Source organism: Methanobacterium spitsbergense (assembly GCF_019931065.1).
Lineage (GTDB): Archaea > Methanobacteriota > Methanobacteria > Methanobacteriales > Methanobacteriaceae > Methanobacterium_B > Methanobacterium_B spitsbergense.
The window spans coordinates 56,547-72,695 of sequence record NZ_JAIOUQ010000005.1; the positions used below are offsets into that span (position 1 = coordinate 56,547).

16 protein-coding genes and 1 pseudogene are annotated in these 16,149 nt (G+C 34.6%); 5 read left to right on the forward strand and 12 right to left on the reverse strand.

Going from position 1 to position 16,149, the window contains the following annotated elements; all coding sequences use genetic code 11:
• Nucleotides 1-102 precede the first annotated feature (102 nt).
• The 3 genes from K8N75_RS05470 to mtaB all read right to left on the reverse strand — a co-directional run bounded on the left by K8N75_RS05470 (nt 103) and on the right by mtaB (nt 4,157).
• Complete coding sequence (locus tag K8N75_RS05470; protein ID WP_223791106.1) at nt 103-1,722, reverse strand: methylamine methyltransferase corrinoid protein reductive activase; 1,620 nt, start codon at nt 1,720-1,722, stop codon at nt 103-105.
• Nucleotides 1,723-1,931: 209 nt separating this feature from the next.
• Entirely contained in the window at nt 1,932-2,756 is an 825-nt protein-coding gene (gene mtaC, locus K8N75_RS05475; protein WP_223791107.1) for a methanol--corrinoid protein MtaC, read from the reverse strand.
• Between the two features lie 15 nt (nt 2,757-2,771).
• Entirely contained in the window at nt 2,772-4,157 is a 1,386-nt protein-coding gene (mtaB, locus tag K8N75_RS05480) for a methanol--corrinoid protein co-methyltransferase MtaB (protein ID WP_223791108.1), read from the reverse strand.
• A 269-nt stretch (nt 4,158-4,426) separates the two neighbouring features.
• Here mtaB and K8N75_RS05485 point away from each other — a divergent pair, with 269 nt between their 5' ends.
• Nucleotides 4,427-4,990 carry a hypothetical protein gene (locus K8N75_RS05485; RefSeq protein ID WP_223791109.1) on the forward strand — a complete coding sequence of 188 codons (564 nt, stop codon included), beginning with the start codon at nt 4,427-4,429 and terminating at the stop codon, nt 4,988-4,990.
• Nucleotides 4,991-5,057: 67 nt separating this feature from the next.
• On the opposite strand, the gene mtaA is transcribed toward K8N75_RS05485, so the two are convergent.
• From mtaA to K8N75_RS05500, 3 genes are all read right to left on the reverse strand, one after another.
• Nucleotides 5,058-6,119: a methylcobamide:CoM methyltransferase MtaA gene (gene mtaA, locus K8N75_RS05490; RefSeq protein ID WP_255590819.1), complete on the reverse strand. Its 1,062-nt coding sequence runs from the start codon at nt 6,117-6,119 to the stop codon at nt 5,058-5,060.
• Between the two features lie 225 nt (nt 6,120-6,344).
• A complete protein-coding gene (locus K8N75_RS05495; protein ID WP_223791111.1) occupies nt 6,345-7,676 on the reverse strand; it encodes a transglutaminase domain-containing protein in 1,332 nt (443 codons plus the stop codon).
• A 377-nt stretch (nt 7,677-8,053) separates the two neighbouring features.
• On the reverse strand, nt 8,054-8,452 hold the full coding sequence (locus K8N75_RS05500) for a DUF3795 domain-containing protein (RefSeq protein ID WP_223791123.1): 399 nt from the start codon (nt 8,450-8,452) through the stop codon (nt 8,054-8,056).
• A 210-nt stretch (nt 8,453-8,662) separates the two neighbouring features.
• Here K8N75_RS05500 and K8N75_RS05505 point away from each other — a divergent pair, with 210 nt between their 5' ends.
• Nucleotides 8,663-8,869 carry a tautomerase family protein gene (locus K8N75_RS05505; RefSeq protein WP_223791112.1) on the forward strand — a complete coding sequence of 69 codons (207 nt, stop codon included), beginning with the start codon at nt 8,663-8,665 and terminating at the stop codon, nt 8,867-8,869.
• A gap of 111 nt (nt 8,870-8,980) precedes the next feature.
• Here K8N75_RS05505 and K8N75_RS05510 read toward each other — a convergent pair whose 3' ends face one another.
• Entirely contained in the window at nt 8,981-9,289 is a 309-nt protein-coding gene (locus K8N75_RS05510; protein ID WP_223791113.1) for a zinc ribbon domain-containing protein, read from the reverse strand.
• A 241-nt stretch (nt 9,290-9,530) separates the two neighbouring features.
• On the opposite strand from K8N75_RS05510, the gene K8N75_RS05515 reads away from it, so the two are divergent.
• Complete coding sequence (locus K8N75_RS05515; RefSeq protein ID WP_223791124.1) at nt 9,531-9,968, forward strand: alcohol dehydrogenase catalytic domain-containing protein; 438 nt, start codon at nt 9,531-9,533, stop codon at nt 9,966-9,968.
• A 1,033-nt stretch (nt 9,969-11,001) separates the two neighbouring features.
• Entirely contained in the window at nt 11,002-11,601 is a 600-nt protein-coding gene (locus tag K8N75_RS05520) for a transglutaminase-like domain-containing protein (protein WP_223791114.1), read from the forward strand.
• Nucleotides 11,602-11,670: 69 nt separating this feature from the next.
• On the opposite strand, the gene K8N75_RS05525 is transcribed toward K8N75_RS05520, so the two are convergent.
• From K8N75_RS05525 to K8N75_RS05545, 5 genes and pseudogenes are all read right to left on the reverse strand, one after another.
• Nucleotides 11,671-11,787 carry an ester cyclase gene (locus K8N75_RS05525; RefSeq protein WP_223791115.1) on the reverse strand — a complete coding sequence of 39 codons (117 nt, stop codon included), beginning with the start codon at nt 11,785-11,787 and terminating at the stop codon, nt 11,671-11,673.
• Complete coding sequence (locus tag K8N75_RS05530; protein ID WP_223791116.1) at nt 11,771-12,430, reverse strand: nuclear transport factor 2 family protein; 660 nt, start codon at nt 12,428-12,430, stop codon at nt 11,771-11,773. Before K8N75_RS05530 ends, K8N75_RS05525 begins: the two co-directional genes overlap by 17 nt.
• Before the next feature lie 71 nt (nt 12,431-12,501).
• A pseudogene (locus tag K8N75_RS05535) lies at nt 12,502-13,380 on the reverse strand (VOC family protein).
• Between the two features lie 39 nt (nt 13,381-13,419).
• On the reverse strand, nt 13,420-13,905 hold the full coding sequence (locus K8N75_RS05540) for an SRPBCC family protein (RefSeq protein ID WP_223791117.1): 486 nt from the start codon (nt 13,903-13,905) through the stop codon (nt 13,420-13,422).
• Between the two features lie 263 nt (nt 13,906-14,168).
• Nucleotides 14,169-14,552 carry a DUF5518 domain-containing protein gene (locus K8N75_RS05545; protein WP_223791118.1) on the reverse strand — a complete coding sequence of 128 codons (384 nt, stop codon included), beginning with the start codon at nt 14,550-14,552 and terminating at the stop codon, nt 14,169-14,171.
• A 241-nt stretch (nt 14,553-14,793) separates the two neighbouring features.
• Here K8N75_RS05545 and K8N75_RS05550 point away from each other — a divergent pair, with 241 nt between their 5' ends.
• Nucleotides 14,794-15,930 (forward strand): aldo/keto reductase, encoded by a 1,137-nt coding sequence (locus tag K8N75_RS05550; protein WP_223791119.1) that lies wholly within the window; start codon nt 14,794-14,796, stop codon nt 15,928-15,930.
• The last annotated feature ends 219 nt before the right edge of the window (nt 15,931-16,149 follow it).

A 16,149-nucleotide genomic window follows, 5' to 3' on the forward strand; every position in this document is an offset into this window, starting at 1 on the left:
TTTTCTCAGTTTTCAAATGAATGGCTGTACAATTTATTGGATATACAGTGCAACTGTAAACTTTTATGAAAAGAATAGAATACTTGTAATCATTTTAAAATTCTATTGTTTATCCAAGAAGTTACTGAATTTAAACACCTTTTCTGGACATGATAATTCACATTTCAGGCATGCCATTCCATTGCATAGATCTGTTCTAACAGTTGCTGTTCCATTCTCCATTTTAAGAGCAGCTTCAGGGCAATTTTTCATACATGTCATACAATTGGTACATCCATCAAAATTTGACTTTAATATTGAACAGATTTTAACTATTTTCAAACCATCCTTACCCAGTTCTGATATATCCCTTTCGAAAATTCTGTGTATACTGGGATCTTTAACCCTTGAAGGGATCTTCTGGAAACCATATTTATCCAACCAGTCATTGTACATCCACAAAGGCATACCCTGCTCATACATTGATAGTTCCAGGGAATATATTTTCTCAAAAATCGATGAAGTGGCCAGCATAATATGATTACTACGCATACCCCTAGCTATTTCCTGTAATTTGCCAAGGAGATCAGGATTCAAAACTATATCCCTGGCCATTGCAAGAGATGTGTTTCCCAATTGATAGATATCCTGAGAGGATGGTGGTATCTGTCCAACACCCAGAGATTTATGTGGATCCACATAAAACCCCGATGCACCGGCCATATAAATTGAATCAATATCAGTTAAAAGAATCTCAGCTTCCTCTGCAAGCGTTAAATAAGCTGCTCTAAAAGCTCCCAGAGCTTTACCTATCATAATTATATCCTTTTGGGAGAGATAAATTCCATCCTGCAGATTGATCATATGATCAGGACTCTTTATTTTGGGAAGAGATATTAAACCCGAATCTAAACCTAAACTGAAAGCTGCAATAACTCCTGTACCAGTTATACCCTTTGATTTACCATCCATCTCTCCTTTTAAAAAAGTTTTTCCAGTTACTGGATCAACTACATTTCCCTGTTTAATCATAAGTTCATTATCAAGCACATAGCTTCTCCATCCAGAATCAACAAGATCAAGATCGCATATTGTACCCGGAGAAGCCAGCCTACCTTTATCTATCATCTGACCTTCTATTGCTGGCCCTGCAGCGGCTGAACAAGTGTATATTTCCCCATTAATAACCAATGCCATTTCAGCATTGGTTCCAAAATCAATCACAAGATATATACCCTTTTTCTCTAATATACCCGATTTAAAAAGCATTGCAAGAGCATCTGCCCCAATTTCATGTTTTATTGCTGGTGGAATGTATATTTTAGCTTTTTGATTGACTTCGAGTCCTATTTCTTTGGGGGATACTGTGGTTGCATCTCGGGATGGTGGTGTTACATTTAACCGTTTAAGAGCATTCTCACCCCAGTAAGCTAAATCTCTTATCTCTATATTATGAAATAGGGAAAGTTGTATGGGATTACCGCAAACTGCTACTCTTTCAACATTTTCAAGGTCTATTCCCAAATTATTTATCACATCGTTGATTGTTTCAACTAAAAGTTTATGAGCTGTCTCCCTACCAACTTCAATAGCAAAGTGTAGGTGATCTACCACGTTAGCACCTGGCAGTGGATGTCTAAGAGTGATAGCAGTAGATATTACCTTGGATGTTTCCTGATTTATGGCCTGTGCCCTTATACCACTGGTTCCTATATCACATGCTATTAGGTATTTCTCTTTCATGTTCAGCACCTTTTTATTTTCAAATTTTACACTGCTAGATGTTTAAATATGATTTAAAATTCGAGTTTTATTAAATTAAATATGTTCTAAAACTTTGAATATATTAATGGATGGTTCATAATGAAATTCTAATGCCAATTAATTCTAGTGTTGTTAAAAAAAATATAAAAAAAGGATTAAAGATTTTCTTATTGCTTGGATAAATTTTTTTATGAATACTCTGAAACAAATTCTCCAACTATTTCTGCGTATTCTTTTCTAAGTTCTTTCCATGTTTTTTTGTCTTTTAATATGGCATCGGCAAGTTTTGGTGCATGGTATGCCTCTACACCGTAGACACTCATTGGGAAAGATTCAACATAATCCTTTCGAACTGCACCACCACCACATCCTATGGCTGGAACTTCAAGCCCTTCCTTTTTGAGTGCTTCTACAATTTTAGGGAATGCAGTCATTGTTGTTGTCATGAGTGCTGTTCCAGTCATGAATATGGGGCTGTACTCTTTTACAGCTTTCACAACATCATCGGTTGGTACATCTCTTCCCATATCTATTGCTTCATATCCACCAGCTCTCAGGAACATAACTACAAGGTTTTTTCCTATGTCGTGTGGATCTCCTTCGGCTACAAATGATACAGTTGTTCCTTTGGTTTCACTTTTATGGCCCAACACTTTTTCACACTCTTTGACTCCTTCCATCATTCCATCACCAGCAAGCATTAAATCTGGAAGGAAGTAAAAACCCTTGGTGTAGAGTATGCTTACAGCATCCATTCCCTTCATTAAACCGTTGTTGATTATATCAATTGGAGATATACCGTCATTTAAAGCTTTTTGAACGTTGGCAAGTGATGCATCTCTATCCTCGTATAAAACTGCAAGTGCTATGGCTCTGAAGGGTTCTTCTGTTGGGAGGATGTTTACCACATCTAGATCCCATTCTGGTTTGATTGCAGCGCCTTCAATTTCAACGTTGTATCTAACTGCAACAAATTCTTGGTCCATTTTGTTTTCTAAATCTTCGTAACTCATGTTTCTAACCTCCCTTTATAATTCATAATTTTTCGGGTCAAATTCAGATATTTTCCTTGAGTACTTCCTTAAACAGTCCTCAATAAACTGATCAGATTCAGTTGGCAGTGCTTCAAAGATTTTAAGTGCACTGTCTAGCGAATCTCTTTCAAATCTTGTTAGGTACATTTTTTTAGCGTCAACTGCTTCATTTATTATGGCTCCTGCTTCAAGAGCAGCAGCTCTAGCTCTAAGATATGGATCGTTACCATATCTTACTATTGCTTCGCCTATTCTGTGGGCATTATCATAAGCAAGTACCAACGCCTGTGGATCCCTGTATTTATCGGTTAGTGTATAAAGATCTCTTAATACTTTTTCCTGTCCTGTTTGAAGGGCAGTGTTCATGAGTGCGGCTTCGTACCCTGTTGCCTGTAACCATACCTCTGGTGTGGTGCCTCCCATTTCCTGCCTATGGTAAACTGATTCGTTACTCCATACATCTGTAACAGCGGCTGTAAGGTTACCCATGAGATCAGAATGTGCGCAAACTGCATTTTTACCTTCGGTTGCAATTGGAACTCCACTTATTGCTTTGATGATTGGATTTTCATATCCACAATCTTTAAGTGGACCTATAGCACCACATTCTACGGCTACAAGACTTCTTGCTGCCGCCATAGCCCTTGCAAGCGCTGCTAATGTATGGGAACAATCCTTATCAAGCAATCCTCCTGCAAGGAACATTGCTGTATTGGCTTGGGCACAGTCAGTGTCACCTGCAGGTCTGCAGTCGTATTTTCTACATATGGCCACTATTCTTTTCCACATATACTCCATATCTATGCTTCCAAGAACTCCTATACCAAATAATATGGCTTTAGGGTCTCCCCTTGCTATACCATAGTCAGACACAGATTTTCCACCAATGGTTTCAATTGAAACACATGATGCACCATTGGCTGCACTGGCCTCTACAGACTCCATTATTTTGTTATCATAGTCCGATCCTCTGAGTCCTGGAGCTCTTTCCTCAATCCTTATGTCAGCGGGTGTTGCCAGTAGGGATACTCTTATATCGTATTCATCATAGTATTTTTCAAGGGTTTCGGCTTGAATCTTTGTGCATTCTGCTGTCCAATCAGGATTATATGTTTGCTGAAATATATGTTCCTGTTCTAACATAAAAGCAGGTAAACCTATGGCAACTGCCCTTTCACAGGCACTTTGAGTTATGTTTCTGCATTCTGAAACCATCTGTTCTTTTGATTCTTCAGAACCTTCTACAGGAGCTACCTTTATTTCAGGCACAACATAACCCGCACCAATCTGTGTATTCCAACGTTGGCTTACTGGAAATTTAGCACGGCCGAACACCATTTCATCAGGGTCTTTATATATCATTTTTGTAAATCTTTTCATATGGGTCATGTTATATTATATTGTCCTGAATTTCTATAAATCTTTTGGAATTTTTTATTCAGTTTTTATAGGTTTACAATGGTTTAAATGTTAAATGCAATAAATTTATATTTATTAATGGCTAAAAAAGTAATATATAACCCTTTGGTAATTAGTTCATGAATTATATGTTTACCAGTATGGAATGACACGAAGATAATTGGTGAGTGATTGATATTCACAGTTATCTGGAGTTTTTTAGAAACTACTGTAACCGGAGATATATGTAAATGGTGGTTGAAAGTGCAATAAATATTATAAAAAATTTGCAAGGTGTTGTTGATGTTCAGCAACTTTCAAAGGAAGACCAGCAATCCCTGCTTAAAATTGAATCGAATAGAAAGGATGATATAATACCAGTTATTAACCAGGGATTGAACGAATGTATAGAAAGGGAATTTTGTCTTGTTATGCTCAAAACAGTTGAATTTCGAAGTCCTCCCAAACCAACTGTGATCCTTACAACCAACAAAGGAAGGATACTAGGACAGGAGCTGATTTCAGCCGAAGATAGGGAAAAATATTCCAGTCGCAACGATGTCTATTTTTTAAGCACCAACTTCATTGTGTTTAGACCGGATAAAAAATTTATAAGAGGGCACACTGAAAAAGAATTGTTTATTTTACCACCCATACCATTTCCTGAATTAAATGAGATGGAAGACATCACAGACATTGTATCTGGTACACCTTCAACAATGGGCGATGTATATATTAAAGATAAATATGGTTATCCTGATGATCCACACCTTGCAACCATACTTGTTGCCTTCTCAAAGAAGGAAGAACATTAGATAGCAAATAATAAAATAGAAAAAAAAGATTTATACTGTTTTAGGAGGATTTGAATATTACTTTGATTTATATACCGTAATATTCGTTTCTTGCCTCGACCATTGCCTTAATATTTGCAATTGGAGATTGTGGAGCTAAACCACAACTAGGAGCAATTATATCTATTCCTGCTTCTAATATGTTTTTTACTTCGTTTTTTACCTCTTCTTGTGAACCTCTAAACAGTGTCTGTGTTGTTGAGATGTTTCCAATAATTTTGGAAGTTGTTTCCCCACCCATACTCATTGTTTTTCCACCAACCCTCATGACCTTTCCAGCTTTTCCAAGCTCTTCCTTTGCCTTTTTGATATCTACCTTCTCTTCAATGCTGATTCCATTGTAACCTATGCTTGCCATATCCCTTATTATGGGCTGGGTAGATCCGCAGATATGTAGAACTTTTTTGGTTTTTATTACATTTGCAAGGTCTTCGAGTACTGGTTTAACAATAGATTTGAACTGAAGCGGGTCTATGAGTTCTGGAGCAGCTGTGGGTTCAGCAACACATATGATATCGGGACCAACATTGGAAATTGCTTCTGCATAGTCCATACACGCATCAAGAGTATTGTCCAATGCTATTTCAACCTCTTCTGGCCTGGTTTTCATGTACCTAACAAGATTCTCAACACCAAGTAAATGTCCTGTAAGTGTAAATGGACCTGTAATTCCAACTACAATTGGAAGGTTATCGCCATATTTTTCCTTCAATATTTGGATAGCATCAAGAACAACATGTATTCGTCCTTTATCTAAAAAGTCTGAGGGTACATCTATTTCATCACCACTTTTAAACTGTGACTCTTTGATCTGTGGAGTTTTATCCAATCCTCCAAGATCAACTTTACATCCCAATGCTTCTGCTTCAACCGTGAGACAGAAGGGTATCCTTGCACATTCAAGCCCTGCTAATTCATAAAGTGAACTGCCAAGTGTTGCCATCTTCTCTGGATCTTTGTGTGCTTCTGGCCAAAATGCACCGGTTTTCTCCATGGCTTCAACTATAGCTACTTGGGTAACACTAATTACTGGTGTTATCTCAGTTTCTTCTCCTGAAAGGACTTTTATAACATTGTTTTTAAGATTCATAGTTTCACTAAAGTTTGACATTTATATGTAATAATATAACCCCCGGATTGTTTAAATTTTTCTAATAAAACTCTGAAACAGATTTACTATAAAAAATGTATTTATTTGAATTAACTTTGAAATGCGATAATAATCTTTTCGAGCATCGGTAAACACATTATCCAAAATTAATTGAAAAAATACTATAGATAATAGCTTATCAAAAAAAAAGAAAAAAAATATAATTTAAAAAGGCAATGCTGCATAGATGCCCTTTAAAGTATACGAGGCTGTATTCCAATTATTTATAACTCCAAGAGAGTTTCTGTAGCTTATTGCATCTGCATTGTACCATGTTCCATCCACGTAGAGCTGAGCCCATACATGTCCGTACCATGTTCCACTACTGAACTTGCACACACCATGCACATATCTTGCTGGTATTCCTGAGGCCCTTGAAAGTGCCACAAGTAGGTGTGATGTGTCTACACAGTTAGCTGTTCTTGAATTTAGGGTTCCTACTGCACCATAGTTGGTGTCGTAGTAAAAGGAATAACCAATATTATCCCTTACCCAATTGAACAGTTTGGTTGCTCGATCCTTTGCCGAACTTGATCCCTGTGTAATTGACGATGCAAGTGCTATTATTCTTGAATCTGTTGACTGGCAATGGTTAGTTGGTAGCAGATATTTTTGTAGTTCTGCTGGTATTGGTGTTACCGGTGTGACTGGTGTATCTGCAGATTTCTGCCATGGTTGCATGGTTGCATAATTTGGCAGGTCTTTATTAACGCTTTGGTATTTCATTATTCTTGAATACATGTACACAAGCGATTCGTACTGAATTTTCCCTAGAGAACTTGATGCAAAGTTCGGAGTCTTTCCATTCGAATTAATGAATGAAGTTATCCTCCCTGCCATTACAAGATACTCTGATTTTTTAATGGTTCCACTTTTCAGGTTTTGTGTTGGTTTCAACGAGGTTTCTACACTTTTCAGCGCTATTGATCCTGTTGATCCTTTATTTACCTGGGTCAATCCTGCTGTTAACAACTGCAAGAACTGTGGCATTGTTATCTGTCTTGTACCCATCTGCACATATTTTGGTAGTTTCTTTTTAGATTCAATAAAGATTTTTACCCTTGAAGCTGCATCTTTAATATCACTCAAAGTATACTTTACTGTCGTACTTTTGACAGTAGTTTGAGTCCCCGCAGCTTTATTATTATTTACATCTCCTGCTGCCTCTGATGCGCTCTGAATTTTAACTGAATTTTTACTGCTGTCTTTAGAAGTTACACTACTACTGACTGTTTTTACTGCATTTTTGGTCGCTTTTTGGCTTGTTACCGTATTACTAACTGCTTGAACATCATTAAGAGTTCCAACAGTTGTTTGTTGAATATTCGCTGTACTTTTGACGTCTTGCTGGACGTCCACTGTAATTTCACCGACAATATTGGTATTCGCGATTATATCTGAGTTTTGCTGGTTTGGTGTGGTGGCATATATATAATCCGTACTCAGCAATGTTATGCTAAATAACAGTAACATTGCAAGCAACAAATGTCGCTTCACTATACTGCCTCCCTATGTTTTCAGCAATGTCAGATTGAACACCGTTAGGTTCTGACAATTTATTAAATTGTTGTTTAGAACATATAAATTTATTGATAAAAGTCTGATAAAAGAAGGTTAAATTGTCCGTTTTTTAATGTAAAAAGCCATTATAATTTATTTATATATTTTTTTAAATTAAGTGTAATAAAGCACCTGGAAAAATTTGAGTTAATTATGCCCATTAAATTCAAAATTTGGGTTGAATTCTAACATTATATTTCTTTTATAGGGACTATTTTATCCTAGAAACCATTTTGCCTTAAATTAAACTCGTAACTCCTATTTATGTATTTGTTTATTCTATATGATCGATTTTATTCTACTTAATTATCTGATCAATGCCCACAATTACTGCAATATCCTTTATGAATAGAAATTTTGCCACCACACTTTGAACAAGTCCACTTTGCATCTTCATTTTTCAAAAATTTTTTTATTCCTAAATTCTCTATATCTTCAAGATTTTCTATCAGGCTCGTGTTGTACCTGTTTCTGTATCTCTTGTCAATATGTTCCATTTTATCGCATGGAAAATCTGTACATTCAAAACAGAAATCTGCATTTTCATCTTTAAAGAATTCACAATTTTTAATTTTACATCTTATACAAGTAATTAATTTATTTGTATCATCAGCCCTGCAACCTGGACATTTATTCTTTTCTCTTAAATAACGCATGCAAACACCACAATTTATTCCACATGGAGCTATAAGAGATTTATTTTGAAATTCCATATCCAAATTTTCACGTTCCCCAAACCTTTAATTATAGATGTACCTACTTTTTACTTAATTTTTTGTTTATAAAACAATAAAAATTAACTTTATCCAGTATATTACTTCAGAAATTATAGTGTTAATTATTATTTAATTTATGAAGAAATTATTTATTTCCATTTAAACATAGTAATATTGTTTATTTAATAAAAATTAGGATGTGATAAAATGCCTATGGTACAAATAAATGTATGGAAAGGTTTTGAACAAGAAAAGGTAGATTACCTAATTAAAAATATAACTAAAGTGTTTACTGAGGTTGATGTTCCTGCAGAAGCTGTTGAAATCCTAATATATGAGGTACCAAAATCTCACTGGGGTGTTGGTGGAGAATCATGTTCAATAAAATTTAAGGATATAGGTCCAAAGGAGTGAACTACCCCTTCCTTTTGGAAGGGGCTTCTTATATCATTGAATCCACTTTTGTGGTTTTCTCTTAGAGAAGCTTTAATTTCCGTAGTTCCTACGGTACTTATGAGATTTTGTTTACAGTGCAAAATCACGTATATTAACTGCTGCATTAACATTTCGGTCGTGGATACTCTCACAATTAGGGCAAATCCACATACAATGAGGTAATTTTAAATTACTGTTATGGTATCCGCAATTGCTGCATATTTTACTTGCAAAACCTCTATAGTCAACCCCTACTTCTTTGGTTTCTTTATTGTTTTTCCATGCTGTTTTACGATCAGATAATGCGAAATTATATAATAATCTACAATATTCACTAAGAAACCATAACACCTCTTCCTGTTCCTTATCCGGGAATATATGTATCTTTTGAGTTAACATTTGTTCTTTATTTTTCTCCTTTGACTTCCAATACATATTTGAATAAACATATCAAGAGTGGTTAATCCGGTAGTAGTTAAAAAATATGATGGTGACTAAAATGTTTGTTTCCATAACCCACATTTCATAGTTATATATATTATTACATAACTATATAATTGTTATTATTACTAAAATGATTTCTATAATATCGATTCATTCCCCTCCCTTTCGGAAGGGGACTTCTCGATAAAGCGTTAAAATTACCAGCAGTACAATTAGAGGTACAGATTTAAACCGGTACGATGGTGAAACACCTCAAAGTGCAGGGTCTATACTGGGACATGAACCAATGGGTATTGTGGATGTAGTGGGATATGCTGTGAAATTAATAAAACCCGGAGATAGGGTGGTTGTAACTCCAAATATAGCTTGTGGAGTATGTTTAAATTGTATTCAAGGTGATACTAATAAATGTTTAACAGTAAATCCCCATGGATCCGGTGCAACCTATGGAAGTGCAGGTTATGGAGGTGCACAAGCAGAATTTTTAAAAGTCCCATATGGAGATATGGCCTGTTTAAAACTTCCTGGAAAACCAAGAGATGAACTAGAGGATGACTTTGTATTACTTGCAGACATATTACCAACTGCTTACCTGCAACAGAACTTGCTAAGGTTAAACCCGGAAGATCTGTAGCTGTTTTTGGTGCAGGACCTGTTGGTTTACTCACTGCTTATTCATCATTCATAAAAGGTTCACATGAAGTATATTCCATAGATAAATCCGAAGAAAGATTAGAACGTGCCAAATCTATTGGAGCCATTCCAATTAATTTCAAGGACGGAGATCCAGTCGAACAGATAAAGAAACTCCGAAAAAATAATGGACCAATGGTTGATTCATTAAGACCCGGTGAAGAGAAAACACTTGGAATTGACTGTGTGATAGGTGCTGTTGGATTCCAAGCATTAAACAGAGAAAACTTAAACGAATAAGCGAAACCAGGTATTAATGGACATGGGAAACCTTTTTAATCCTGCAGGTAATATTGGAATTATAGGTGTTTATATACCAAATAATCCTGCTTCAGAGGATGAAAATGAAAAACATGGAAATTTAATACTTCCATGAGGTAAATTATGGGGCAAAAGTGTTCAAATAGGCACAGGTGTTGTTCCAGCCAAGAAATATCAACCATTCTTAAGGAATCTAATAATTTCTGGAAGGGCCAAACCCAGTTTCATTGTTTCAGACAGAATCAACATTGATGATGCACCCAATATTTACAGAGAATTTGATAAAAGGGACAAGGTAGTTAAACCAGTGATCAAATTTTAAATGAGAATAATAGAGTCAACAGGAGTAATTGGTAAAATAAACCTATTTTTAAGGATAATTGAAAACAAACTAATAATTCATAATTATTCCAATTATTCTATTTACTGTTTATGAAATGAATAATAAACTAATAATATTGTTTTATAAATGTTTTATATAGTTGAAGATGCTTTTTTTGATTTTATAAGCTTTTAATCCATTTTTTATTCTTTTTCAGTATGTTTTCATTATTTTTTTTGCCTCTCTAAAATCATTCGAGATCGAAAAGATTATATAGTTAAACTTTTAAATTAAACTTTAGTAATTGGTAAGAAATTTTATATTGTTTTTTTCTGAAAGGGGATGAATTATGAGGATTAGCAAATGGTTAACTTTAAAAAGGAGTTTTTTTGTGATTTTTATCTGTGGAATATTCCTTGTTAGTACAAGTGGTACAAATGTTGTTTTTGCTGTTATGGATGGAAATATTGATAATGGAGTTAAAGTGGATGGTTATTATGAATATAAACATCCATTTATTCAGGAACTGGCTCAAAACATCACAAAAAATATTAAAGGCACCAAAAAAATTAAATTCGCCCAAAACCTTAAATTCATCCAAAACCTTAAAAATCCTACCCGGCTTGAGATTTGTAAAGCTGTTTTTATATGGATGCAGCACAGTGTAGTGTATGAAAAACCCATGTATTTTAATTCTAAACATTATGCTGTGGAAACAGCTATGTTAGGCAGGGGAAATTGTTGTGATCAGGCAAGGTTATTTATTGCACTTTGCAGGGCAGCTGGAATACCCCATAATGCAATAGAATTTGATTACTCAGGTGCTGTACAATTTGCAGGTGGAAATATATTTGGACATGTATGGCCTGTGGTAACGCTGGAAAACGGCTCCCAAATAATTTGTGATACATCCTCTAAAAGCAGCACATTTGGACACCCTACATGGAAAAATAAAGGTTTAATATCCGAAAGTTATGACTTGAAATTGTAATAAAATGTCCGAAAACTTATTCACTCCTCCCAGCACGTTCTACCAAATAAATTGTTGAAATTTTAAGGATTAAAATTTACCATTCTGATTTTTCCATTCTCCTTGAGTTTTAATAGGTTCGATTACATCCCAATGCTCTGCAAATTTCCCATTTTCTATTCGGAAAAGGTCAAAAAATGAAAACATGTTCTCCTCTCCAGTTTCCTTCATTTACAGATAATACAAAGTTTCCTTCACCTATAATCAGATGATTTTTATTTAGTTCCATATCCATGCCCTGTTTACCCAGTTCTATATGGCCTTTACGGCGTCCTGAAAGCCCATCTTTAAACAATGGATTATGCTGTACATAATTATCATCATCAAAGAAATTCTTAATCTTACCATAATCCCTGTTAATAAGCACATCTTCCCATTCTTTAATCAATGCCTTATTTTCACTAGTTTTATCCAGATCATATATTTCTGTTGGTCCATCTATCATACTGTGACCATTCACTGTTTTTTGTACACTTTCCTGTCCAGTTGCCCAATGTTCAACTATTTTCCCATCTTCAAATTTGAATACATCAAATACTACCAATGGCCCTGAGTATTCACTGTGTACAGTAACATAATCACCATCTTCAATTGCCCTTCTAATATCAATGATGATATCAATTTTTTGTAGAGTATCAAAATAATCTAAAAGTGCATCTTTACCATCTCTAACATCAGGATAATGGGGTGTATAATCTTCAGAAACCCAGTTTTCGATGATCTGCCTATTCCCTGTTTCAAAACTTATTATAAATGCAATTGCCCTTTTTTTATTAGATATTGAAGCCATTATTTATCCTCCAAAATAAAAAAATAATACAATTTTTTTTAACCAAATTATATGTTCTTTTCTATACGTTTCTATCCTTCATATGCTTGCTTGAATTTTTTGATATCCATTTTATCCATTTTCATCATTGCTTCCATAACTCTTTTAGATTTATCAGGATCCTTATCCTTTAACATTTCATCAAGTATAGATGGGATAACCTGCCAGGATATTCCATATTTATCAGTGAGCCAGCCCATTCTTAGTTTTTCTCCCTTATCAGATAGTTTTTCCCATAATATATCTATTTCTTCCTGTGTTTTTCAGTTAACAAAGAAAGATATTGCAGGTGTGAAATCAAATTCATGTTCTCTGCTGCTGTCTATTGCCATAAACTCCTGGCCATTGAGTGAAAATCTAGCACGTTTAACAGTGCCTGCTGGTTCTTCTTCACCAGGACCATAGTGTAACACTTCAATGATTTCGCTATTGTCAAATATTGACATATAAAACTCTATTACTTCCTCTGCTTTCCCTTTCTGTTGCCCAGCAAACATTAGAAATGGACTTATCTTCTGCTCTATCTTTGTTAGGTTCAGCTGCCATGAAACACCTAATTTATCTTGAATCCATCCAAATTTTTCGCTGATATTATATTTGCCCATTTCAATTAATACTGTTCCATCATCCGAGAGATTATCCCATAAAGCATCTATTTCTTCGCTTGTTTCACAGTTAACAAAAAAAGTTATGGCAGGTGTGAAAGTAAATTCTGGTCCACCATTTAATGCAGTAAATTGTTGTCCAGCAAGTTTGAATGTGGCAGACATTACTTTTCCTACGGGTTCTGGGCCGGCTTCTCTATAATACATTATATTCATAATCTTTGAATTTTGAAAAATGGATGTATAAAAATTCATTGCTTCGATTGCGTTACCATCAAACCATAGGAATGGTATAATTTTTTGCATGATTTACCTCGAGTAAATTTATTTATAATTCTGGTAGTTCTATTCCTTCAAATTTTTTAAAACATCATCGAGTCGTTCATACGATTCATTTACCTCCATTTCCATGCCCGAAGCTAGCATACCATCTCGATCCTCTACAGACTGGAATACAGATTGAGATATTAGTTTTGTTCTGTCGCTGGGTAATTCTTCAAATTTCGCTGTTTGTAGGATAACATGACCGCTTTCTGGCAGTCCCTCATATTCAAATGTACCTATAATTCTCTCAGGAGCTTTGATTTCATGATTAACCCCGTGAAATGCGGATTTATTCCCTTGTTCATCTGTTTGAATGTATCTCCATGATCCACCATCTCTCTGTTCAAACCTTCCAAGGTCTGTTTTCATGCCACGTGGACCAATCCACTGTACATATAACTGTGGATCTGTAAAAGCTTTAAAAACAAGTTCTCGCGAAGCATCAAACTCGCGAATTATTAATATCTCAAGTTTCCCCGGTTCTGCTTTAATATCAACTTTTGCCATTTATATCTCCCCCTTAAGTTAAATTAAATCATATATATTATTCGCATTCAATTCCATCCAATTACCCTATTACAGACTAATACAGTATAATATAGGTTTTTGAAATTAATAATAATTTGTTATTATAAATAATTATTGAAAAAAAAAATGTTGATAATAAGTTGAAAAAATAATTAAAAAGTTCTATCACAATGTACAAAACCCATTCTTTTTAAAATTATGGAAATTCCGGAATATTTTGTAATAAATTCAAGCCCCTAAAATTATTTTTTAACAAGAACCCCTAAGACTCCCCCTAATAATCCTAGAATAAAGCTCATAATTACAGATAATTGAATTATAATATATCCAGTCAATATTAATCCTATTTTGGTAGATATTAATCCGGTGATGGCACTTATATCACCCACACCCAGAACCAATAGTAAACCTATTATTAAACCACCAATTATTCCCGAAATTGCCCCTAAAACTGCCCCGTCTTTTGCATCCATTTCATCATAATTTTCATATCCTTTACTGAGAAAAGATGCTATAAATCCTCCGGCAATTGGGCCTAAAAAAAATAAGGGTAAGAATATCCATGATAATATGATAGTTAAAGCAGCATTAATTAGAGCACCTATTCCCATAATTTTCCAATCCATTTTTAATCATCTCAAATAGTTTTTATCATCTTTTATATTTTGAATTTAGAATTTATATTAACTAAACCTAATCCTTGAATATCTTTGAACCAATTTATAGTTTACAATTAATTTCTATTTTACTCTGTTTTGCCTAAGATTATAATTAAAATGAGGATCATATAGAATTCTTTAATATTCAGATTTATAAAATCAAATTTGAATGTATGTAATATATATTTTATTTAGGAGGATTATTATTTTGTTATACAGAACCCTTGGAAAAACAGGTAAAAAAGTTTCAATACTCGGATTTGGATGTATGCGACTTCCAACAGTAGATGAAAAACCTGAAAAGATAAACACACCCCTTGCAACCGAGATGATACACCATGCAATAGATGAGGGTGTAAACTACATTGACACAGCCTTCCCCTACCATGGAGGTATGAGTGAAATATTCGTTGGAAATGCTCTAAAAGAGGGTTACCGGGATGAGGTGTATCTGTCAACTAAACTTCCAAGCTGGTTAGTTCAGAAGAAGGAAGATCTAAATTATTTTCTGGATAAACAGCTTGAAAAACTTCAAACCGATAAAATAGATTTTTATCTTCTTCATGGCCTTCACAGAGATTTCTGGGGTACATTAATAAATGTGGATGTTTTTGATTTTCTTGACTCTGCAATTGAAGAAGGAAAAATTGGATATGCAGGCTTTTCATTCCATGATGAATTTGATTTCTTCAAGGAAGTTGTTGATTCTTATAACTGGAGCTTTTCCCAAATTCAGGATAACTATATGGACCAGAAATTCCAGGCAGGCAAAGCCGGACTTGAATATTCAGCATCTAAAGGTCTGGGAACAGTTATAATGGAACCTCTTAGAGGGGGATGTTTAACAACAAATATTCCATTTGAAGTGCAGGCAATATGGGACAAGGCAGAAGTTAAAAGAAGTCCTGCGGAATGGGCTTTTCGTTTCCTCTGGAACCAGCCAGAAGTTGATGTGGTTTTAAGTGGTATGACCACCATGGAACAAGTCACAGAAAACCTCAAAACAGCAGAGCAAGGTCATATCCACAGTCTTACAGATGATGAGTTGAATCTGTATGATGAAGTAAGAGAGATTTACACAGAAAAGATTCATGTTGGATGCACAGGCTGTAATTATTGTATGCCTTGTAAAAAAGGGGTTGATATCCCATTAAACCTGAATCTCTTAAACGATGTTTATATTTACGATAACATGAAAAAACCTACAGGAAATTATACATTTCTCAAGGCCAAAAAGATGAGTGCATCGTTCTGTGATGAATGCGGTGAGTGTGAAGATAAATGCACACAAAATATTAACATAAGGAAATATCTTAAAGAAACTGTTGAAACCTTTGAGAACTAATAATCAGGAAGTATCCTATTATTTTCCTTAATTCCTTTTTTTTTGATATTAATTGAGAAAATTTTTTATTTCTAATATGAATCTGTTCTATTTAATTTTAGAATAATCCTTAAGAATTTCAACTTTCCTAATGTTTCAATATTTTACTATTTTAACATAATATCGAGGCTGTCAAGTTAATGGGTGTTGGGGTTTGTGAAAAAAAATTTCGATTAACCT